The organism is Algibacter sp. Ld11 (assembly GCF_045066735.1).
In the GTDB taxonomy this organism is placed as follows: domain Bacteria; phylum Bacteroidota; class Bacteroidia; order Flavobacteriales; family Flavobacteriaceae; genus Algibacter.
Map to the genome: position 1 here is coordinate 110,492 of NZ_JBISHH010000024.1, position 24,810 is coordinate 135,301.

14 protein-coding genes are annotated in these 24,810 nt (G+C 34.2%); 6 read left to right on the forward strand and 8 right to left on the reverse strand.

Features of this window, described 5'->3' with window-relative positions; all coding sequences use genetic code 11:
* Positions 1-25 precede the first annotated feature (25 nt).
* From ACJJV4_RS10890 to ACJJV4_RS10900, 3 genes are all read left to right on the forward strand, one after another.
* Positions 26-1,492, forward strand: coding sequence for a SusE domain-containing protein (locus ACJJV4_RS10890; protein WP_405294315.1), 1,467 nt, complete (start codon positions 26-28; stop codon positions 1,490-1,492).
* A gap of 133 nt (positions 1,493-1,625) precedes the next feature.
* A complete protein-coding gene (locus tag ACJJV4_RS10895) occupies positions 1,626-4,985 on the forward strand; it encodes an alpha-amylase family glycosyl hydrolase (RefSeq protein WP_405294317.1) in 3,360 nt (1,119 codons plus the stop codon).
* Entirely contained in the window at positions 4,985-5,707 is a 723-nt protein-coding gene (locus tag ACJJV4_RS10900) for a hypothetical protein (protein WP_405294319.1), read from the forward strand. Before ACJJV4_RS10895 ends, ACJJV4_RS10900 begins: the two co-directional genes overlap by 1 nt.
* A 67-nt stretch (positions 5,708-5,774) precedes the next feature.
* Here ACJJV4_RS10900 and bglX read toward each other — a convergent pair whose 3' ends face one another.
* From bglX to ACJJV4_RS10940, 8 genes are all read right to left on the reverse strand, one after another.
* On the reverse strand, positions 5,775-8,093 hold the full coding sequence (bglX, locus tag ACJJV4_RS10905) for a beta-glucosidase BglX (protein ID WP_405294321.1): 2,319 nt from the start codon (positions 8,091-8,093) through the stop codon (positions 5,775-5,777).
* A gap of 9 nt (positions 8,094-8,102) precedes the next feature.
* A complete protein-coding gene (locus ACJJV4_RS10910; protein WP_405294323.1) occupies positions 8,103-8,954 on the reverse strand; it encodes an endonuclease/exonuclease/phosphatase family protein in 852 nt (283 codons plus the stop codon).
* Positions 8,955-8,966: 12 nt separating this feature from the next.
* Positions 8,967-10,553 (reverse strand): family 16 glycosylhydrolase, encoded by a 1,587-nt coding sequence (locus tag ACJJV4_RS10915; protein WP_405294325.1) that lies wholly within the window; start codon positions 10,551-10,553, stop codon positions 8,967-8,969.
* Between the two features lie 93 nt (positions 10,554-10,646).
* Positions 10,647-12,173: a SusD/RagB family nutrient-binding outer membrane lipoprotein gene (locus ACJJV4_RS10920; RefSeq protein WP_405294327.1), complete on the reverse strand. Its 1,527-nt coding sequence runs from the start codon at positions 12,171-12,173 to the stop codon at positions 10,647-10,649.
* A gap of 91 nt (positions 12,174-12,264) precedes the next feature.
* Positions 12,265-15,450: a SusC/RagA family TonB-linked outer membrane protein gene (locus tag ACJJV4_RS10925; RefSeq protein ID WP_405294329.1), complete on the reverse strand. Its 3,186-nt coding sequence runs from the start codon at positions 15,448-15,450 to the stop codon at positions 12,265-12,267.
* A gap of 297 nt (positions 15,451-15,747) precedes the next feature.
* Positions 15,748-18,516, reverse strand: a complete 2,769-nt coding sequence (locus ACJJV4_RS10930) for a triple tyrosine motif-containing protein (RefSeq protein ID WP_405294331.1) — start codon at positions 18,514-18,516, stop codon at positions 15,748-15,750.
* 219 nt (positions 18,517-18,735) lie between these two features.
* Positions 18,736-20,355 carry a sodium/sugar symporter gene (locus ACJJV4_RS10935; protein ID WP_405294333.1) on the reverse strand — a complete coding sequence of 540 codons (1,620 nt, stop codon included), beginning with the start codon at positions 20,353-20,355 and terminating at the stop codon, positions 18,736-18,738.
* A gap of 168 nt (positions 20,356-20,523) precedes the next feature.
* On the reverse strand, positions 20,524-21,372 hold the full coding sequence (locus ACJJV4_RS10940) for an AraC family transcriptional regulator (protein WP_405294335.1): 849 nt from the start codon (positions 21,370-21,372) through the stop codon (positions 20,524-20,526).
* A gap of 107 nt (positions 21,373-21,479) precedes the next feature.
* On the opposite strand from ACJJV4_RS10940, the gene ACJJV4_RS10945 reads away from it, so the two are divergent.
* Genes ACJJV4_RS10945 through ACJJV4_RS10955 form a run of 3 tightly spaced genes read left to right on the forward strand, consistent with a single transcriptional unit; the run spans position 21,480 to position 24,784 of the window.
* Positions 21,480-22,406, forward strand: coding sequence for a carbohydrate kinase family protein (locus ACJJV4_RS10945; protein WP_405294337.1), 927 nt, complete (start codon positions 21,480-21,482; stop codon positions 22,404-22,406).
* Between the two features lie 10 nt (positions 22,407-22,416).
* Positions 22,417-23,925 carry an L-fucose/L-arabinose isomerase family protein gene (locus tag ACJJV4_RS10950; RefSeq protein ID WP_405294339.1) on the forward strand — a complete coding sequence of 503 codons (1,509 nt, stop codon included), beginning with the start codon at positions 22,417-22,419 and terminating at the stop codon, positions 23,923-23,925.
* On the forward strand, positions 23,909-24,784 hold the full coding sequence (locus ACJJV4_RS10955) for a class II fructose-bisphosphate aldolase (RefSeq protein WP_405294341.1): 876 nt from the start codon (positions 23,909-23,911) through the stop codon (positions 24,782-24,784). Before ACJJV4_RS10950 ends, ACJJV4_RS10955 begins: the two co-directional genes overlap by 17 nt.
* The last annotated feature ends 26 nt before the right edge of the window (positions 24,785-24,810 follow it).

Genomic DNA, 24,810 nt, shown 5'->3' on the forward strand with positions numbered 1-24,810 from the left:
TATTAATCCTTTTAATAGAAAAAATATGAAATTTTATATAACCAAAATAAGCTTTCTGTTGCTATTGTCAACACTGTTTTTCGCTTCTTGCGAAACCGAAGAAAGCCTTACAATTACAGCACCAGAGGCTGAGTTTGTTCTAAATACACCTGGTATAAGTACTGTTTTTTTAAACTTTGCATTACCAGACAATCCTGCATTTACATTGTCGTGGAAAGATGATGTAACAGGAAGCAGCTCGTACACCGTTGAAATGGCAACCGATGCAGATTTTACATCGCCTATATCTTTAGGAACAACCGATGCAAAAAACTTTTCAATGACGGTTGCAGAATTCAATAACACCATTGCAAATTCGGGAGCAACAACGTTTAGAGATGTACCAGTATATTTTAGAATTGCAACTGGAAGCGAAACATCTAATAGCATTTTATTATTAGCAACTCGTTATCCAACCGATGCTCCTGTAGTTTCAAGTCCTTTAGCTAATGATGCCTTTGTATTATCTATAGGTTCTGTAGATGAAACTGTATTAACCGTAAATTGGACAGATGCTGTTTTAGAATCCTCTTTAGGTATCAATATTAATTACACCGTTGAAGCTGCTTTGGCAGGAAGCGATTTTGCAAACCCAGTGGCTATTGGAACCATAACCAACTTAAGCACAGTATCATCAACACATTCAGAATTAAATGCAGTGGCTATTGGTATCGGTTTAATGCCAGAAGTTGCTGGCGATATGGATATTAGAGTTGTAGCTAAAAACACAAATACAGGAGGAAGTGAGTTAACAAGAATTTCAGATGCAATAACGGTTTCTGTAACTCCTTATCTTTCTGCATTTCCTAATCTATATGTAGTTGGAGACGCCACATCACCAGGATGGAGTAACGATAACAATAATACACCTTTGTTTAGAAATCAAGATGTACCAAACAACTATGTCTATGTTGGTTATTTTGGAGCAGGAGCTTTTAAATTATTAGAAACTAAAGGCGCTTGGCAACCACAATGGGGTACAAACGACGGAACTTCTCTCGCAGTAAATACTGGTTCAGGTTCAGACCCTGGAACATTTAATGTTTCAACGGCAGGGTATTACTCTTATAATTTCACCACGGTTGGCGAAGCTGGAAGTTTTACAGTAGAACCTTATGATGCATCGGCAGCACCAACATACGGCACTATGGCAATTATTGGAGATGCCACGCCTAATGGCTGGGACGGTGACAACGACACCAACTTTACTCAAGATACTAATAACCCACACCTATGGTATATCAATGGCGTAACACTAACAAGTGGCGGCCAAATGCTAATTAGAGCAAATGATGATTGGGCAGATGTTTGGAGATATTCAGGATCTAACCAACTATACGGTAAAGCTAATTTAGCCGGTGGCGGCGATAACATTCCGTTTAACGAAGCTTCTGGAAGTTACGATTTCTGGTTCAACGATTTAGATGGTAGCTACAATATTATACCAAACTAAAACATTTAACACCTTAAAGAGGCTGATTTTTATCAGCCTTTTTTTTCTTAAAAAAAGAAGCTTTATTGAAAAGATTATCATTTAATTAAATCTTCTTTTTACCACATTACAACTTAACTAAACACCAAAACAAATGAGAAAACTGCTACTATTTTCTTTCTTGCTATTTAGCCTAACCACTATCTCGCAAGTTGCTATATCACCTAGCGCTTTCGAAGTTACAAGCCAAATAACTATAACGGTAAACCTCAACAGCACAGCAACCGATTGCAATAGCCTATCTTCTGCTAGCAAAGTATACATGCACTCCGGTGTAGGAAACGATACTGATGCTTGGGGTATTAAAACCGTTGGTAATTGGGGAGTTGATGATGGTATTGGCGAAATGACGAATAACAACGATGGTACCTGGAGTATCACCATAACACCATCCATTTATTATAGTTTAACAACCGAACAACAAAGTGCATCTACCAAAATGGGTATGGTTTTTAGAAACGCATCGGGAAATCAAGAGTTAAAAGCATCAGGTTGTGCCGATTTCTTTTTCGATATTGGTTCTTTTCAACTATTTTTAAACATGCCTACAAAAACCACAACCATTTTAAATACTGGTGAAACACTGCCAATTAGCGCAACATCAAGTACAACAGCTAATTTCACACTATTAGTAAACAATAACATTGTAGATACAGCCAATCAAACCACAACATACACTAATAATTACACAGTAATCGAAAACACAACATTCGAGTTACAAATTACGGATGGTACACAAACCCAATCTAAAAATTTTGAAGCCATAGTTGTTCCAACAGTTACCGAAGCAGCTTTACCAAACAACTTATTAGATGGTATTAATTACAATGAAACCGACAACACTAAAGCTACTTTGGTGCTTTATGCGCCGCTAAAAGAGTTTGTACATGTTATTGGCGACTTTAATGATTGGACGATAGATGATGCTTTTTTAATGAAGAAAGACAGCAGTAAAGATCGTTTTTGGATAGAACTAACAGGATTAGCACCACAAACCAACCACATGTATCAATATATGGTTGATGCTTCTATAAAAATAGCAGATCCATATTCTCCAGTTATTTTAACAGAATCGAACGATCAATATATCAATGCGGTAACTTATCCTGAGTTACCAGCATATCCAACAGGAAAAACAAACCACAATATTACTTTATTAAGAACAGGAGATGCAGACTATAATTGGCAAGTAACCAATTTTACAGCTCCCGAAAAAACCGATTTAGTAATTTACGAACTGCTACTTCGCGATTTCGATGCTCTCCATAGCTTTGACGCTCTAAAAAGCAGACTAGATTATATAGAAAACCTAGGCATAAACGCTATTGAGTTAATGCCTTTAAATGAATTTGACGGTAACGAAAGTTGGGGCTACAATCCATCATTCCATATGGCACTAGATAAATATTACGGTACGCAAAATGCCTTTAAAGCTTTAGTAGACGAATGTCACCGTCGTGGCATAGCCATTATTGTAGATGTTGTTTTCAACCATGCCTCTGGACAAAACCCATATTATAGACTCTGGAATACCGATAATGGTAATTATGGAGGTACGGCATCTGTCGATAATCCATTTTTTAATCAAACAGCAAAACATGCGTATAGCGTTTTTAATGATTTTAACCATAGCGCAACGGCAACCCGAGACTACGTAAAACGTGTTACTCAATTTTGGATTGACGAATATAAAATTGATGGTTTTCGATGGGACCTAACCAAAGGATTTACTCAAAACTGTAGCGAAAATAACGAGAGTTGTACTGGTAATTATCAACAGGACCGTGTTGATGTTTTAAAATTGTATGCCGATTATCAATGGGACAAAAAAGAAAACTTCTATGTTATATTCGAACATTTAGGAGGTATAACCGAAGAGAGTGAATGGGCAAATTACCGAGTAAATGAAGGCAAAGGCATTATGCTTTGGAATAATATAAACGGCACTTACAGCGATGCTTCAATGGGTTTTACTTCTGATGGAAAATCTAACTTCGAAAACGTTTCATATAAACAAAAAGGCTTTGCTCAAGCAACATCTTCCGTAAGCTATATGGAAAGTCATGATGAAGAGCGCATGATGTTTAGAAACCTTAGTTTTGGCGCATCGAACACCAATTATAACGTTAAAGATTTAAATACCGCTTTAAAACGTGTAGAAACAGCTGGAGCTTTTTTCTTTACTGTTCCCGGTCCTAAAATGATTTGGCAATTTGGCGAATTGGGTTACGATATTTCTATAGACCAAAATGGACGAGTTGGTAATAAACCTATTCTTTGGGATTATTTAAATGATGCCAACCGCAAAGCGGTATATAACACTTGGCGAAATTTAATTCGTTTAAAACTTGAAGAACCTATTTTTAAAACCACTAATTTCGAGGTTGACACCGACAAAACTTCTGGGCTAAAATCTATCCATTTAACGCTGGATAATGCAACAGAAAATGATATTAAATATATTACTATAATTGGAAACTTTGGTATTACAGCTCAAAACATTACACCTAATTTCCAACAAACGGGAACATGGTATAATTTGCTAGACAGAAATATGCCAATGGACGTTACGAGCACAACAGCATCGATAACATTAAAAGCTGGTGAGTTCATGATTTTTGGAGATAAAACCTTTATTAACCCAGAAGATTTAGATAGCGATGGTGTTTTAAACATAAACGATACGTGCATTAATACACCAATTGGCGCTACTGTAGATGCAAATGGTTGCGAAATATTTAGTTTACCAGCAAACAATTTTAAACTGCAAATAGGTAATGAAACCTGTAGAAATAGCAACAATGGTTTTATTGATATTACAGCAGAAAAAAATCTAAACTACACCCTTAAAATCTCAGGCAATAATGTAAATAGTACCGATACATTTACTAGTAATTTTATTAAAAACAATTTAGACTCCGGCCATTATAATGTTTGTGTTACCGTTGAAGGACAACCAGAATACGAGCAATGCTACAATATTAACATAATAGAACCCGAAGATTTATCCGTATTAGCAAAACAAACAAATGGAAAGAAATCAGTTTCACTTAAAATGAGTGGAGGGTCTCTTTATAAAATCACTCTTAATGGGGCAACCACAGAAACTTCAAACTCCGAGATTGAACTTGACTTAAAATCTGGAGAAAATAAAATTCTAGTAGAAACAGATAAAATTTGTCAAGGTAAATTTGAAGAATCTATTTTTTACAATAATGAAATGGCAGCGTTTCCAAACCCCATTTCAAACAATGAATTAAATATTAATCTGGGTGAATTACAAGATGAAAAAGCAACGGTAGACATATTTTCGATTCTGGGAAAACGTGTTTACAATACCGAAACGACAAGCAATACACTTAAAATAGATACATCGGAACTAGACAAAGGCGTTTACTTATTAAAAGTGGTTACAAAAACAAATAGCAAAAGCTTTAAAATAATTAAGAACTAATGAAAAATTCACTTAAATATATCTACGGAAGTTTCGTTTTATGTCTTTTCATTTTTAACTGTGGAGGCAGTAGCGATGGTGATGGTGATAACGACCCAGACCCTGAAAACGAAGTTAAAGCACCAACAGCGGCAACATTATCTTTTCCTAACGAAAACTCAGAATGTACAGAAGGCACAAGCTTAACAAGTACCCAAAGCACTATTTTGTTTAACTGGAATGATGCAGAAAACACAACATCATATCAATTATTTTTAAAAAATTTAGAGACACAAACTACAACCAATTACATCAGTTCGGTTTCAGAAAAAAGTGTTACTATTTTACGTGGCACACCATATTCGTGGTATGTAGTTTCTAAAAACTCCGGCACAGACACAGCACAAAGTAATACTTGGAAATTTTATAATGCAGGAGAAGCTACATCATCTTACGCACCGTTTCCAGCGGAATTAATTAGTCCTGCTTTATCTGTTTCTTTAGCTGCATCTACCACAAGTGTATCACTACAATGGTCGGGAGAAGATGTTGATAATGATATTGCAGAATACGAGGTGCTTTTTGGAACCTTAAACCCTCCTACGCAATCTCAAGCCATAACAAACAGTAATAATACTGCAGTAAATGTAAGTTCTGGCAACACTTATTTTTGGCGTGTTGTTACAAAAGACAGCAACAATAACACTTCAGAATCTCAAGTTTTTGAATTCAAAGTACTTTAGTAGTATTAAAAAAAAGACATTGAAAACCTGAACTTATTCAATGATTTTCAATGTCTTTTTTATATTATTATTTAACAACAAAAGTTTCTTTTAAAGTCGTTATCGAATTGCCACCAATCCAAACATTAAATTTACCAGGCTCAACTTCCCATATCTTGTTTGCTGTATAAAACTGAAGCATTTCGGCATTTATATTAAAAGTAACCGTTTTAGTTTCACCTGCTTTAAGCATTATTTTATCAAAACCTTTTAATTCTTTTATAGGGCGAATTAAACTTCCTGTTACATCACGAATATAAAGTTGCACAACTTCCTCTCCCATTCGTTCACCGGTATTTGTAATTTTTATACTAGCTTTAATTTCACCATCAGCATCCATTTCATCTTGACTTAGTTTTAGATCAGTATATGAAAATTGGGTGTAACTTAAACCAAAACCAAATGGATATAAAGCCGTTTTTGGACTATCGCGATAGGCAGAAAAAGTAACATGTTTTGCATTCGATGGGCGACCTGTGTTTTTTTGATTATAATATAATGGCTCTTGACCAACGTGATAAGGAAAAGATACAGGTAACTTTCCCGATGGATTATAATCTCCAAAAAGCACATCGGCAATAGCATAACCAGCTTGAGACCCTAAATGCCAGCATTCTAAAATTGCTGGTGTTATTTCAGATAGCCGTTGCAGTTCCATTGGGCGTCCATTCATTAAAACAACAACTATGTTTTTATTCACTTTATAAACGGCTTCTAACAATTGGTTTTGTAGACCAAAAAAACCAATATTAGTTTGGCTTCGCCCTTCACCAGATTGATACGCATTCTCGCCAATTGCCAAAACGACAACATCACTATTCTTGGCAAGTTCTACTGCATTAGCCATACCAGAACTATCGATGGTATTAAACTCTAAAGGAAATGAAAATTGATTTGAACCTTCTGGAATATTTGGCACTGTTAAATCAACTCCTTTTTCATATTTCACTATTGTTTTTTTACCAACAGCACTCTTAATACCTTCTAATAATGACACTGCAGAATTATATGTTGCTTTTGCTCTCCAATTACCAAGTGGCGTATCTTTATCATTTGCCAAAGGCCCAATAACAGCAATACTTTTTACATTTTTTGACAAAGGCAAAACTTTATCTTTATTTTTTAGCAATACAATAGATTTTTTAGCAACATCTCTAGCTATTTCTAAATTTTCTTTAGTATAAATCTCATCTTTTTCACGCTGCTCATTACAATATTTATAAGGATCATCAAAAAGGCCTAATTGAAATTTCAATTTTAAAACACGTTTTACAGCATCGTTAATTTGACCAATACTCACCTTATTTTCAGACAATAAAGCCTCTAAATGAGATTGATAAGCATAAGATTCCATATCCATATCGCTTCCAGCATTAAGTGCAATTTGAGCAGCATGCTTTGTATCCTCAGCATAACCATGCGTCACCATTTCCCCAATAGAACCCCAATCGGACACTACAAAACCATTCCAACCCCATTGACCTTTTAATATATCGCGTTGTAGCACTTTGTGACCTGTTGCAGGAATACCATCAATATCATTAAAAGAATTCATGAATGTAGCCACACCGGCCTGCGCAGCTGCTTTAAACGGTGGTAAAATAGTATTATGCAACTCATTTTCACCAATATTAACCGTATTATAATCACGCCCAGCTTCACCAAATCCATAGCCTGCAAGATGTTTTGCACAAGCGGCAATTGTTAAAACATTTGATAAGTTATCACCTTGTAAACCTTGTATACGAGCAACACCTACTACTGAATTTAGATAAGGATCTTCCCCTGCGCCTTCCATAATACGTCCCCATCGCGCATCTCTAGAGACATCAATCATTGGGGCAAAAGTCCAATTTAAACCAGAAGCCGCGCTTTCTTTAGCTGCAATAGATGAAGATAATTTTATAGCTTCTAAATCCCAACTAGCGGTTTCACCCAATGGAATAGGAAAAATAGTTTTATAACCATGGATAACATCGTAAGCAAAAATTAATGGAATTTTAATCCTTGAATGTTCCATAACAATTCTTTGCGTTTCGCGAATACTTTTTACCGAAGTAATATTAAGCATAGAGCCAACTTCACCTTTTTTAAGTTTATCTAACTTATACTGATCTCTATCAGAAGAAGAAGGTCCTGTTGCATTCCATTTACCAGCATACTGCACCAGCTGCCCAATTTTTTCATTAAGATGCATTAATGCCAAAACAGAATCGACCTTCCGATCTATCGGATCATTTTTAATAGAACTAGATGATATTTCGATTTTTTTACTCTTAAAACTTAACACAAAAAGAACGACAGCAAAACATAAGAAACCTTTTACTACATTATTCAATATCTTCATACTTTAAAATTACTTAATTACTAACTCTGTTAACACAGGAAAATGGTCCGAAGCATATTTTAAATCTACAGCACTAGACAATACTCCATATTTTTTAACCTCAACATTGTTTTTGGACACAAAAATATAATCTATTCTTCGAGTAACCAACTCGGTAAATTTAAAACCATTAAATGTTCCGTTCGACCCAAAAGAAATTTTTGAAACTTCTTTAGAATCGTTCATGTTTTGTTTAAGTTTTAGTATTAACTCACTATTTGGTTCCACATTAAAATCCCCCATTAAAACAACAGGAAAATCACCCGAATTAAGACTACTAATTTTATCTTGAATTAAAGCAACACCCTGCAATTGAGCTTGGTGCCCCTTATGATCTAAATGCGTATTAAAAACCCAAAACTTGGTATTACTTTCTAAGTTCGTAAACAAACCGTATGTGCAAATTCTGGGATATGCAGCATCCCAACCTTTAGAAATTTGATTTGGTGTTTCTGAAAGCCAAAACGTGTTTTCATTCTCAACTTTTAGCTTTTCAGTATTATAAAATATAGCTGAAAATTCACCTATATTTTCACCATCACGACCAACACCAATGGCCTTATAGCCCGTTAAAGCTCTTTTTAAATCGGCCATTTGATTTGGTTTCGCTTCCTGAACCCCCAAAATATCTGGACTATTAAACAATACTTGCGTACTTAAAAATTCTTTTCTGTTTGGCCATGCATTATCTCCATCTGAGGCGACATCTAAACGGATATTGTAAGTCATCACCTTTAAGTTTTGACCTTCTTTTTTAATTTCATTATTACAACTCATTATACTCAAAATTAGAGTGAAACATACTAAAATATTGTATTTCATATCTACTTTTATTTACTTTTTTTGTTGAAAAACGCGTACATAATCGACCACCATTTTCTGGGGAAAAATAGAATCATCTATGCCTTGTCTCCCGCCCCACATACCACCAACGGAAACATTCATTATTAAATAAAACTGATTATCAAAAGGCCATTCTGCATTGGTTTTATGTTCATTTTCGATATGATTGTACACTACTCCATCCAAAATAAAATCTATTTTTTCGGGCGTCCATTCTACAGCAAACATATGAAATGTATCATTAGGCTTATCAATAAAAATAGTTTTGCCCTTTTGTGTGCCTTTCATGTGATTGTAAGCCTTAGTGTGTATAGTACCATGAATGGTATCATTATCATAACCAACATGCTCCATGATATCAATTTCGCCACTTTCCGGCCAACCTATACCTTCCCTCTTTTCACTCAGCATCCAAATTGCTGGCCACATACCGCGACCTTTAGGTAATTTTGCTCTAGCCTCAATACGGCCGTATTGCCATGCTGCAAGACCTTCTGTTTTTAATCGAACCGATGTATACTGGGCACTATCAATTTCAGACTTATATTTTTGCCATCCCTTAATCTCAGGGTTTTTAAAATCCTTATTAACGACTTTCTCTTTATGAGCTTCAATAATTAAATACCCGTTTTCTACCCTTGCGTTTTTTAAACTATCGGTAAAATATTGTTTTTCATTATTAGCTTTAAACCCATAATCATAGGTCCATTTTGCTGAATCGGGCTTGCCTTTATAGTTAAACTCATCGCTCCAAACAAGTTGATATCCTTTTTTTATGGGGCTTGTCTCAATACTTTTAAAAACCAATTCAGGTTCGTCTGTTGTAATATAATCGAAATTATTTACAAGTAACCACTCAATGTTTTCAACCTTATTAGCTGTCCAGGCATTTAGCGTTAATCCCATTTTTTTGGCCGACGAAATCCATTCCGGATGTTTTTTCAACTTATAAACCAAATAATCTAATCCTGAAATACCATCTAAACTTAATGTTTCTGGTGCCTTTGACCCATCTAGATACTGGGTTTTTGCTTGCGCATCAAGCGTTTTAATTTTCTTGAGAGTATCGTAACTAAAACTAATATAAGTCAAAATATAAGGATTAGCCTTTAGCTCTTTAACCAAAGAGACAACCTTTTCGGCAATGTCCGCATTTCGCCCTTTAATTTTAGAAGGTTTTATTTCGCAGACCAAACCTGTAGAATCATTATTGGTTATTCCTGCCAAAATATATGCTCTTAAAGTGGGGAGTATTTCACCGTTTGATAATTTGAATTTGGACAATTCTGCATAAGTAGATTTTTCCACCTCTAATCCGTGATATTCTGCATCGTGAGCAACAATGAGTACATTATCCGCAGTCATTCTAACATCAAACTCCGAACCTGTGCATCCGAGAGCTATAGCTTCCTTTAATGAAGCTATTGAATTTTTAGGTAAATTTTGACTTTTCCATGCGCCACGGTGGGCTATAACCGGGTTTTTAGCAAAATTTATTTTTGTGTTAGAATTTTCATCACAGGAATAAAAACAAACTATTAATAGTATTGAAAAAATTTTACTTATTAGTTTTAACATAATCTATAGTCATTAAATATTTTAAGCATCAAAAAATCTAAAGACAAATAATTCGTCTTTAGATTTTTTATAAGTTTATATCTTACAGAATTATTACTGTAAGTACCAAGGTGTTTTATTTATACCATCATACCCATCGTACTGATCATCAATAGCCTTTTGATAATTATCAGGGTTTGTTGTTTGTTCTGACACTGGATATTTCCAACGCTTTGGGTAAACCGAAGTATCATCAGGATTTAAACTTGTTGCTGGATCTAGCGGATATCCAGGAAAACCAGTTCTTAAAAATTGCGGATAATTACCTCCATTACCCTGAAAGAAATCTATTAACCAACGTTGTGTTAAAATTTGTTTTAATCTATCTGCTTTGGTTCCTGTAGTGGCATAAACCGCGTCTCCAGTAAAATAATTATCAATATAAGCTTGATCGATAGCCATACCCTGAACATAACCATCTGTATTTGGCAAATCTTTATAATATTCAAGCATAGCTTTTACTCCATTTTCGTAATATTCTTGAGCATTTCCGGTAACCCAACCTTCTTCAATAGCTTCAGCAATAATAAAACATTGTTCGGCAAAAGTAAAACGCAACAAGGGCTCTCCATCCATAAAATCAACATAACGTGAGTTTAATAAAGAATAATCGCCATTATCTTTGTTAAAAGCTAATGTAGTTGGATCTAAAGATGTTAAAGCACCTTCGTAGGCATCAAAATCAGAAGCAGAATTTCCAGCATCTAATAATATTTGTGCAGGTTCGGCAAAATAAAACAATCTGCGATCTTTATTTGTTTTCAAGACATCGACAGTTAGTTTTGAAATAGCTGTATTAATTCTAAGGTTTTCACCATTATAGAATTGATGGTTAGCATTTGAAATTTCGGTGTAAACCAATTTGAAATTATCATCGTTACTTTCCAATAAATTACCTGCACTTACCACAGCGGCAAAACGAGCCTTTTGATCATCTGTAGCTTGTTTACTTATGGTTTGTATCACTTTTAACTGCATAGCATTACATAGCTTTTGCCATTTTTCAGCATCACCATCATACATAATATCTCCATCAAAATTATAACCTTGGGCAAAATAGGCTTCTGCTGTTTGTAAATCGTCTAAAATTTGAACAAATACATCTGCTTGTTTATCGTAAATAGGTCGTGTAATCCCCTCGTCCGCCATACCTGCTTCAGAATAAGGCACATCACCCATCGCTAATGTTGCCGATAAGCCATAATATGCTTTTAGATATAACGCTAAACCCATATAAGACGCTTCAGCTTGGTTTCCTTCGGCAAATTGCGTCATAAACTTCAAATCGGTAAGCATACTATAATCACCAAAACTACCAAAAGATGCAAAATAATATTGCGCTGAACTTGGAATACTTGGATCTAAGGCAGCAATATGTTTATTGAATAAGTTACCTGATACAAACTCAAAGACTCCACTTCCGTTGGTTGTAAATGTATTTTTCAACACTTGGGTTGCTAACATATCTGGAGCAACAATGGTAGAAGCATCTGGATTTGTATTTATATCTTCAAAATTGCTACATGAATATGTAAAAGCAAATACGACTGTTAATAAATATATATATTTTAAATTTTTCATTTGTTTTTATTTAATTGTTATCAGTAAAATAGAATTTGCTTGGTTTTTAATATTGACATTGCAACCTTGCTTATTTCTATATGCGTTCTTACTAAAATGAAACTTTAATATTGGCACCAAGATATCTAACTGATGGATCGGCAAAATCTTCAGTTCTATTATCTGGATCGGAATATTTATAATCTTTTGACCATAACAACACGTTTTGACCTATTAAACTAATAGATGCACTTTTAGCACCCCAACTACTTAAATACATTGAAGGAATACTGTAGCTTAAAGATATTTCACGTAGTTTAAGGTAGGTTCTAGAAAAAGCATCGGTTGTTGTACCTGTTCCTCCCCAAGCGCTACTGGCATGCAAATCTTTAGCTGCTCTTAAATATGTTGTTGCTATATTATTTGTTTCAAAAACGCGAGTATCACTAAGGATAGTACCATCGGTATCAAACTCAACTGTTCCGCTGGTAACCATAACACCTTCACCTATATAATTTGATGATCCTGGTGTTGCAACATCTAAGGCTCTTTCCGGTGTTACAGAATCTGGATGCACACCTGATTGCCACATATAACTCTCGGTTCTAGAACTAGAAATACCACCAATTAAACCATCAAAAGATAGAAATAAACTAAAATCTTTATAACGTAACGTTGAGTTTGCTCCCCATATCCAATCTGGATTAGAGTATCCGTATACAGAACTGTATGGATTTTTAACTATCCGTCCATTGCTGTAAACGTGTTGACCTGTTGTTGGATCCGTCATAAACTCTGCTCCTACATAATGATCGGTGCGTTCCCCTACTTTAATCCATGGTCTACTATCATTTTGCGTATATGTTTGATCAATTTTAGCATAAACATCTTTATAAGTTGACCAGTTAACACCTAAATCCCATTGAAAATCGTCTGTTTTAATTGGAGTTCCGGTAAGCGCTAATTCCCAACCTTTACGATCCACTTCATCATCTTTATTAAGCACAACTCCTGTGTAACCAGATGCTGCAGATAACGCACCTGTTTCTAAAAAATCGTACATGTGTTTCTTGTAGTAAGACGCATCAATAGTAAAGCGTTTTTTAAAGAACATGGCTTGCAACCCAACCTCGTAAGTATTTGCGCTTTCTGGACTTATACTTGATAAATTGTATAAATTATTAGGAGCACTTGCTCCGTTTAAATCATTCCAAGTACCTGGAGACGTGCTAAAAACACTATTAATATCGTAAATACCTGCAGGTTTTTTAGATTGTGTCCATGAGCTTCTTATTTTCAACAAATCCAACCAATCTCTAGTAGATTCCTTTATTAATTCTGACACCACAAAACTCCCTGAGAAAGATGGGTAAAAATAAGATTGTTTTGAGTCTGGAATACCTAGGCCAGCTAAAGTAGAACTCCAATCGTTACGCCCCGTGATATCAACATAAATTAACTTATTCCAAGACAAACCTAATCGGCCAAAAACCGAATTAACTTGTTGTTGACTTATACTTTCATTTACAGAAGCAGGATTTACAGAAGCATTTAATGAGAAAAATTCGGGAATAGAAATACCTCCTTCAGTATTTGCCGCTAAATTATCATTCCTTTGGTAATATATCGTTCCTCCGGCAAGGTATTCAACCTCAAATTTATCATCAACAAATTTTCTATCACCAGAAAGTAATACATCATTATTTATACTGAAACCTTGAGTTTTACCTGTTACATAAGCACCTGTTCTTGAGCCATTCCATGTAGAAGACGCACCAGGTACAGATGTATTTCCCGTAGATGTATAAGACCCTTGAGATACTCTAAGCTGACCACGATCAACGAAAAAATCTAACCCAGAACGCACCGTTGCTTTTAACCAATCTGCCACATCATAACTCATGGTTAAATCAGCATTAAAAATGTCGCGAGATACTTCGTTGGTTTTTTGATATCTATCAAAATAAGGATTGTTTTGATTTTTACCGCTATAATTATTGTTTTCAAAATCGTATCCGTAATGGTTGTTTTGTAACTCCCCAGGAATTAACCAATAATTATCTTTATAATCACGTACATCCCAATCTGCAGGACTCCAAATTAATAAAGAATACATTGGGTCGTAAGATGTATAACCGTTAGACCCCATGTTTGGAGATTCTCTTTTAGAATAAGAGATGTTTGAACTTAATTTAAACTTATCTAAATTAACATCTCCACCAAAAGAATAGGTAAATTTATCTAACTTAGAATTTGGGTATTGTCCTTTTTGCTCTATCCAGTTAACAGAACTTCGTAAAGCAATTTTATCTTCCTTAAATGCAATACTTATATTATTATTTGTAATAGAACCTTGCTCTAAAAAGTTTTTAAAATTATCCTTACCAATTGCAGAATACTCAAACTCACTAAACTCCTTAGCAATAGGGTCCCATTGCGTTTGCAACGAGCCATCCATCACTTGCCCCCAAGATTCGTCGGTATTTATGTTGTAAGTATTGTTAGTACCTCGACCGTAAACACTTTGACGCTCTGGAATAGCTAAAAACCCAGCTGAATACATGGTGTTACTTGTTAAATTAACACTAAAACCATCGTCACCAGTGCTTCCGTTTTTTGTTGTGATTAAAATAGCACCGTTGGCTCCACGAAAACCATATAAAGCAGAAGCCGTTGCTCCTTTTAGGACAGACATAGACTCAACATCTTCTGAAGAAATATCACTAAGCGTTCTATTTTGATATGCAATACCATCTATTACCAATAATGGCTCTTCCCCTCTAATTGTTATTTCCGGAGCTACATTAAAATCGGTTGAGTTATTTACCAAAAGTCCTGCAACCTTTCCCGAAAGTGATGTACCAATATCTACGCCTGATACTTTTTGAATAGTTTCTCCACTTATTTCTTGTACTGAATATCCCAGTGCTTTTTGTTCTCTCTTTATACCTAAGGCGGTAACAACAACTTCGTCTAAAGCTTTAACATCTGGTTGTAATATAACAGTAAGAGATTGGTTAGAAATAGAAACTTCTTTAGTGATGTAACCCACGTAAGACACCTCTAAAGTAGCGTCGTCTTTTGTTACATTTATAGAAAATTTACCATCAAAATCGGTAGATGTTCCATTATTAGTTCCTTTTAGAATTACGGAAGCACCAGGTAAAGGCATTCTTGCCTCGTCTAACACGGTTCCATTTATTATATTTTGAGCTTGTGTCGTCGACATTGTAGCCACAAACAAAAACAGCATACATAGTATTGTTTTTGTTTTTTGATTACATCGTTTTAGTTTCATAAAAATGTTGTTTTAAGTTTGATGTCAAAATTAAAACTTGAATGAATTTTTTACTCGAAAATAAAATTAAGTCTATGTAAAGTTAATCTCTGAAAATAAAAAGGCTCTAATTTTTAAAGTCGATAAAAAACGAACATTGTATTAATTGAATGTAAAAATCGAGCGATTGCATCGGAAACCTCTAGCAATAAGGGATAAATCGCATTTTTAAAAAAAGCAAACAACAAGTCAATAATAACAAGGCTTAACAGCTGTTGTAGTGGTAATGTCGTGGTGAAATTTACGATTGTCGTGTTACTAGAACTTTAACATATAGTTAACTAGACTGTCATCATGCTCTAAACCTAATTTTTTACGTAAACGGTAACGTTTGGTCTCGACACTTTTAGTTGAAATATTTAAAAGTGGAGCCATTTCTTTTGAAGATAAATTAAGTCTTAAATATGCACAAAAACGTAAATCGTTTGGTGTTAAATCTGGATGCTCCTTTTTAATTTTACCAAAAAAATCTTTGTCTGCATTGTTAAAGGCTTTCTCAAAAAACGACCAATCTTTATTGTCGTTTAAATTATTATCAATAAGCTTTATTGCTTCAATATTATCGTTGTCTTTGCTATTTTTAATTTCTTTTTTAATCTTGTTTAAAACCTTATTCTTTTTAATAATACTCATGGTAGAAATAGCTAACTCTCTATTTTTACTCTCAATATTACTATTCAGTTTTTCATTTTTTATTTTCATGACTAGCTGCTGGCTCTTCAATTGTTCTTTCTCGAATTTTTTAATATAATAACGTTTATAAGCCTTGTGCGTAATAAACACAATTACAAAAAACAACAGAACATAAGCCGCAATAGCTGTATTTGTAAAATACCACGGCCTACAAACTTCAAAAGTATAAGCTGCTATATTTTGAGATAATATGTTACCTATTTTCGCTTTAACCTTAAAGGTATAAGTACCAAAAGATAAATTCTCGAATGTAACTGCCGATGCTTCTTTCCATTTACTCCATTTATCAGTATCACCTTCCAGAATGTATTGATACTTTACACCCACGTAACGCTCGTATTCCGGAACGGCATAATTAAACTCTAACAAGCCGTATTTAAATTTAAAAACACCCTTTGAACTAATATCCTGAGGAACCACGGTGTCATCATTCGCATGCCATGCGACTTTGTTTAAATAAATTAAATGCTTATCTTTTTTATGGGTCTCATTAAGGTCTAATGTAATATATCCGTTTGCTGTTCCCAATACATATGTAGATGGCGTAATAGATGAAATATTTTCGAACCCCAAAATACCTTTTCGAAATTTTAACGGAATAGGAATATTGGTTATTACCGATGTGTTTGTAACGTTATCATTTTCAATGAAACCTATATTGTTTTTAGAAAATGTCCATAACCTTCCTATTTTATCAACGACAAGCCGTCCTGAAACATAATCGTTTTTATCAATAATAGTACTCAATAAACTATCACGCTTAAAGGTTCTGTTTACTTCAGAATACTTAAAAACACCTTCTTCAGATGCATATAGCACATTATCCTTATACTTTATTAAACTAGAACTTTCACCTAAAGGCAAGCTTGCTTCAATATCTAGCTTTTCTACCTTAGTTAAACTATCGTTGAGCTTCAACTTAAAAACCCCTTTATATTCGTGATTAACCCAAACTTGGTTTTGATGGTTTATTTCAAAATACCTCGAGGAGTTTTCAAAGCCTTCAACTTTATTTCTAACCCGCCATTTATTATCCAACTTTTCTAATACTAAAAGTCCGCTATAATTTCCTTGAAGCAGATAATTTTTATGTTGAGGTATGGTTTTGAAACCCCATGCACCAAGTGTATCACTAATTTTTTCCGATTTATCACTATCAATGATAAAGGTGCCAAAATGATGACCACAAAATAAATACTCATCATTTAAATTAAACAACTCCCAAACCTGACCAGCAGTGCCTTCAACAAACTTAAAAGCATTATTAATTTGATGAAGCTCTCTATAAAACAACCCTTGGTTTGTACCGATGTATAAATTATTTTTAAAAACTTGTGTAGTATAAACGGTTCCCAAAACACCTTCGTAATCGATAAAGGTTTTAATTGGAGATTTTACATTAATGCAATTAACCCCATTATCCAATGCCGCCCAAACATTTTTAGCACGATCCTCAAACAGCGATAAAACCGTATTATTTGTTAGCCCTTTTTTCTGATTAATTTGATACTTAAGATCTCCTTTAGAACTTAAATGAATAACTCCATCGGAAATTGTGCCGATAATAAAACTACCATCTTTTAATTGAATAGTACTAAATATATCTATGTCGCTTAATAAAGCTGCGGCTGAAATATCCCAGGCTGTTAATTTACTATCGGACAACTTAAAAAAACCTGAACTCCGGGTTGCTAGTACTAAATTTTGATTGCTTTCAAAAACATTAATAACACGATCGGTTTTTAAAACCTCGTCTGCAGCAACTATCTTGGATTTTCCATTTTCTACAACATAAATTCCTTGGTTGGCTACATGATAATATATTCTGTTTTTAACTTTGAATATTTTATAGATATTCTGTGTTGCAGAAACAATTTTGAATATTTCAGTTTTGGGATTATAAAAGTAAATGCTTTTACTTGTTTGAAAAACAACCCACTCATTATACTCCAAAATATTCCAAACTTGATTGTCGTTTAAAACTCCAACCTCTAACTTAGGCTTTAGTGAAGTGTAAATTAAAGCACCTACGTTATTTTTTTTCCAATACCCTAAATCGGCATAACAGCCGGTATAAATTCTATCTCCAATAGCGTTAACGGCTCTAATAATAGTTTTATTTGGTGAGCTATACGTTTTCCATTCTGAGCCATTATACTCTAGTAAACCTTTATTATTTGCTACATATATAAATTGATTTTCGGCCTGAGAAATCATCCAGTTTTGATTATCACCATTGTAATCCTCTGTAGTAAATCTTTCAATTGGCGGCAACTCTTGTCCAAACCCCAAAAAGCAAAACAAAAGCAACAAAAAGCACTGGGGAATTTTCATACCGAAAATAAGTTATTCTTAAAAGATTTAAAGCAAATATAACCTACTTTAAAATAACTTAATATTAACTTTTACTAGAACAAATTTAGAGCGATAAAAGTATAGATAACACTTTGTTATCTCGTTGCATTAGAACCACAAATAAGAGCACTAAAAATAAGTAGTGCTCTTATTCTATATTAAGTTCTAAAACTAAAAATTATTCTGTATACGTAATTTCTAATTCCAAAATAACACGTATAACACGACTAATATTAACATAATAGCGAATGCACCAATGTTAAACAAAGGGGTCGTTTTAAAAAGTTCTTTTGTAATTTCGATACCCTTTTCATCGTCTTTTCCCTTATGTTGCAATAAACTCGCTATTACAATTATAACCATAGTAAAAACAGCTGATAACCCCATTTGATTCATCCATGGCATTTCGGTCGCCTTAAACGCAACCGCGATTGGAATTGAGGCTAAGGCACCTATAATAGCTGCTTTATTGGTCGTTTTTTTCCAAAATAACCCTAACATAAATACACCTAATATACCTGGAGATACAATACCTGTATACTCTTGAATAAACTGAAATGCTTGATCTATCCCTCCTAATAACGGTGCCATAATACAAGCAATAACTAAAGCAACTCCACCAGAAATTCTTCCTATATTTACAGTTGCCTTATCACTAGCATTTTTATTAATATATTGTTTATAAATATCCATTGTAAAAATGGTTGAAGTAGAATTTAGCATAGAAGCTAACGAAGACACAATTGCAGCAGCTAAGGCCGCAAACGCAATTCCTTTCATTCCTGTTGGTAAAAGCTGTAATAACCAAGGGTAAGCTCTATCTGCTTGTTCTGGTGAAGGTAAATTATTTAGACCCACATCTCCTAAACGCGCCATAATATCCGGATCATTAACCATAACATAAGCTGCTATACCCGGAACCACTACAATTACAGGGATTATTAATTTCAAAAAAGCTGCTAATAAAATTCCTTTTTGTGATTCTTTAAGCGATTTAGCCGCTAATGTTCGCTGTATAATATACTGGTTGAATCCCCAATAGTATAAATTAGCAACCCATAATCCACCAACTAAAACTCCAATACCTGGTAAGTTTTTAAATTCTGGATTTGACTCATCTAATATCATTGTAAATTTATCTGGAGCAGCGGCATAGACCACTTTAATACCCTCAACAACACCTTGACCATTTGAAACAGTGTTTAAAGCTAAATAGGTAGTTACCAAACCTCCTAAAACCAAAAACACAACTTGTATTACATCGGTCCAAGCTACTGCAGAAAGACCTCCGTACAATGAATACGCGGCAGCGAAAAGCGCTAAACCAATAACACCATACATCATGGGAATACCCATAATGGTTTCCAAAGCTAAGGATCCCAAATATAATACGGACGCTAAATTAACAAACACATATAATGCTATCCAAAATACAGCCAAAATGGTTTTTAAGTTTGTTGAAAACCGCTTCTCAACAAACTCAGGAATAGTATATAAACCTTTTTCAATAAATATGGGTAAAAAATACTTTCCTACAATAATTAAGGTAAGAGCCGCCATCCACTCGTAAGATGCAATAGCTAACCCTAAAGCAAAACCAGAACCAGACATTCCAATAAACTGTTCTGCAGAAATATTTGCTGCAATTAAACTAGCTCCAACAGCCCACCAAGGCAAACTTTTACTTGCCAAAAAGTAATCTTCTGCATTTTTTTCATGCCCTTTAGCATCACGTGAGACCCAAAGACCAACACCTAAAATTAAGATAGCGTATGCTATAAAAATAATATAATCTAATAATTCAAAATTTGATGTCATTGTAATTTTCTATTATTAATTAACCAAAATTATTAATCTATTCCAAAAACTAAAATACGAACTATTACTAATCTAACTTCCTAATATCACAAATAAAGTTGGCTTTTAAAATAGACTCCTTAATATTAAAAACAAGGCAATATTTTTAATAAAGTAAAGATAGAATACCTACTTATACAACATTCTATATTCCCCCGGGGTTATTTTCAAATACTTTTTAAATTGCCTATGGAAAAAAGACATATTCTCATAACCGCAGTTCAATGCTACATCAATTAACTTTTGGTTTGTATCTCGCAATAACTGGCATGTTTTACGAATTCTAAATTCATTTAAATAGTTTGTGAAAGACTTATTAAATCTTCTTTTAAAAAACTTACAAAACGATATTTCGGTCATAAAGGTAAGTTCTGCCATCTCTTTGATGGAAATTTTTTTAGTGTAATTAGTACTAATATAATTTAATATTTTCTGAATTCGATTATCACTTTGCTTATCCACAGAAAGCCCTTTTACTACACCAGATAGTGTTTTTATTTTGGGAGCTTGTGCTAATTCTAACAATAAATCTATGAATGCAACCATTTTTTTACCCGGTTCTAAATCTACTATTTTTTTAAATTTATCTTCAACATTGTCCTTAAAAAGAGGGTGTATTCGAACTCCAAACTTAGCATGTTGCAATAATGCTTGTATTTGATAAAACTCAATACTATCTTCTATAAACTTATTGAGAACTTCATGATTCCATTGTATACATATAGAAATAACACCACCTGTATACGCTGCATCATTTTTCCAATAATGAGGCAAAGAAGGCCCTACTAAAACCAAATCTCCTGGGTAAAAATTCTCGATACTATTTCCTGTATAACGAATACCACTACCTTTTAAAATTAAAGTGAGCTCATACTCTTCGTGATAATGCCATGGAGAAGAAAAACAATCGTTCTCGTAATAAAAAGTATGAATAGAACTATCTATCTCTCTTTCTATCAGTTCTAACTGTGGCTTCATTATGTTTTATTTTTCATAAAAATAACACTTATCTATAATAAAATGGAAAAATAGTACACACAAAATACAATATAGCATTTACCATTACCTATAAATCTAGCATAAATTTGACAAAAAATATAGCGACAATGGTAGATGTAATTTGTAGCGGTTTAAATGTTGTAGACCTTTTGGTTGAAATCCCAGAAACAATTGCTACTGGGGGGAAAACAGAGTGCAAAAAAATTGTAATTCAAGGAGGTGCTCCAGCCGGAAATGCCGCATGTGCCCTAGCAACACTAGGCCATTCAACTGCTTTTTTAGGTTATTTCGGGGATAATACTTTAAGCAATATTGCTAAAACCGAATTAGAAAAACATGGTGTAAGTTCTACTTTGTTTAAACAAAAAGAGCATGCAACACCAGCTATTGCGATTGTTCAAATAGATACTAAAGGAGAACGAACCGTGCTATATTCCATGAATAATTACACCCCGTTTGATCCCAAAGACATAGATGAAACCACAATATCTAAAGCTAAACTAATATTGGTTGACGGGTATGATATTGCAATTAACACCTACCTTTTAGAGTTAGCTAAAAAACACCAAATATTAAGTGTTTTGGACTTAGAAAATAGTGATGAAGAATCTATGAAAAAAATGATTTCTTTAACCACAAATGCCATCTTACCGTTAAACGCGGCGCAAATACTAACAAATAAACAAAGCGCACAAGATTGTCTCTTTGAGCTTAAAAAAATAACTACCGCCCAACTCATTATAACCGATGGGGAAAATGGCGCTTTTGCATTAGAAAATAACACTATTATACATCAACCCGCATTTAAAGTAAAAGTTGTCGACACAACTGGTTGTGGCGACTCTTACCATGCCAGCTACGCATCCGCTTTATTACAAGGCATGAACCTTATAGAACGTATGGAGTATGCAAGCTACTACGCTTCGCAAATAGCTCAACATTTTGGAGGAAGAACACATCTTCCTAATAGACAGTTTATGAATAAAAATCGCCCTGTTTTTCACAAGGCTTAAAAAATTATATATGGAAACTATACAAGAAATAGATGTATCTAAAGGGATTGTAAGCCACTTATTCGAAAAAATAATACTCCCTTCCAAACCGAAATACGTAGCCAAAATTGGTATTGTTGGCATAGGCTTACAAGAACATTTTGATTGGCAATCTATTTTAGAAAGCTACGCTATAGCCAAGAATAAATTACAATCTGTACTACCAAAAGATAAATTTAAGCTCATAGCAGCAGAACAACCCATTCAATCTAAGGAAGATATTTACAATTGGTTACAACGCACAAAAACTGAAGAAATAGATGGTATAATTGTTTATCAAGCGTCCTTTATCGCTGGTGATTTAGCAGCTACTCTAGCACGATGGTTAAATCAAAATAAAATTCCAATTCTTAGTTGGTCTCATAATGAACCAACAGGAGGACGGTTAGTAAACAATAGACTGTGCGGACAGAATTTCTTGTTAAATATTCTTAACTCTTGTGGGGTCAAATACTCGTGGCTCTTCGAATCTCCAGAGGAAGAAAACTTCACTAAAAGCATCATGAAATTTGCTAAAGCGGTTTATGTAAAAGCTTCTATTAATCAAAAATCTATAGGTATGGTAGGGGGTTTTAGAGTGCCAGGATTTTATGATTGCGAATTAAATGAACTTGCTCTTCTAAACAGATTTGGTATAAAAGTAGATCGTGTTGATTTTGACACTATTTGGCATCATGGTGACCGATTTAAACATGAGGATATCCTTGAAATAAAAAACGAACTAATTAATCATCCGCTATGTAAATTTAATAATGTAACCGATGTGCAATTAGAAAAATCCATTCGTTTATCTCTGGCCATGGCAGATTTTGCTCGTGAGAATGATTACCTCGGGCTCGGACTCAAAAATTGGCCAGAACTTTTTGACCACTACGGCATTGCTGGCGATGGCGCAGGAGCGTTGGTACAAGATTTAGGGATCCCTGTTGCAGATGAATCTGATATGGGCGCTTTACTATCTATGATAATGATGAACCAAATTAGTTTTGGAGAAGCCACCCCCACTTTGGTGGATTTATCTTTAATACAAAAAGATTTAGATCGCCTAGGATTTTGGCATTGTGGCGGTGCACCTACCAAACTTATAAATGTAAAAACGGGTTATGAAGTTAGAAACCATAGCATTTTAGAAAATTTTGATGAAAAAAGCAGTTTGGGAATGCTATTAGAATTTTTACAAAAACATGGCCCAGTTACCATAGCAAAATATCAATATCCAAATGCCTCGGAAGTGATTGTTTTTGAAGGCAATATAAAAGAATCTGAAATGGCATTTAGAGGTAGTTATGCCGAAGTAGCTCCTTCCAAATATAACGCAAAAGATGTTTTAGCTACAATAATGAATAACGGATTAGACCACCATTCAATTATAGGAAGAGGGCATCTGCAAGGAGAACTCAATGAACTTAATCATTGGTTAGGAATTAAAAATATAGAAATAACAACAAGTAAAGATTATTTATATGGACGTAGTAACTAAAAATTTAAAATACAACACTAAATACGATACTTTAAGAAACCTATTCTTAGATTATAGAGATACCAAACGTTGCTTGGCATCCTTTAACGTAAACGATAATTACGATCTTAAAGCAGTTATAGAATCTGCAAATGAGATGAAAACTAATATTATGGTCATGACTTATCCTCCTGTTGCTGAGTTAAACACACCTGAAGTATTTAGGTCTTTGGTAGATGGATTTCAAAAAGTAAGCGAATCGAAAATATACCTTCATCTAGATCATAGTACAACTGTAGATTTGTGCAAACGAGCCATTGACTCGGGATATGATTCTGTTATGATTGATGGCTCTCAGTTTTCGCTCCAAGAGAACATCGCCATGACAAAAGCTGTTATAGATTATGCTCACAGTGCAGGCGTTGTAGTAGAAGCTGAAATTGGTAAAATTATGGGGCGTGGTGTTGAAGTAAAATCTGATGATGATTTCTTAGCAAGTGTATCCGACGTAAAAAAACTATATGAAGCTACAGGTGTAGATATTTTAGCTGTTGGAATTGGAACAGCACACGGATTTACACCTACTGAACCCAAAATTCATTTTGATCGTTTAGCTGAAATTGCCGAAGCCATACCTGCTCCACTAGTATTACACGGAGGAACAGGAATTCCTGATAGAGACATTCAAAAAGCTATCACTATGGGTATGAGTAAAATTAATATTGGAACCATTGTTCACTCAACCTATATGAAATACGCAAAAATAGAATTAGACAAAGCAGGGACATCTGCTTACCCACCTTTTATTATGGAAAAAGTTTTACCAAAAATTAAAGAAGTGGTTAAAGACAGGTTACATGCGGTAAACTTCATGCAATAACATGTTTAAAAAGGAAAAAACCACAA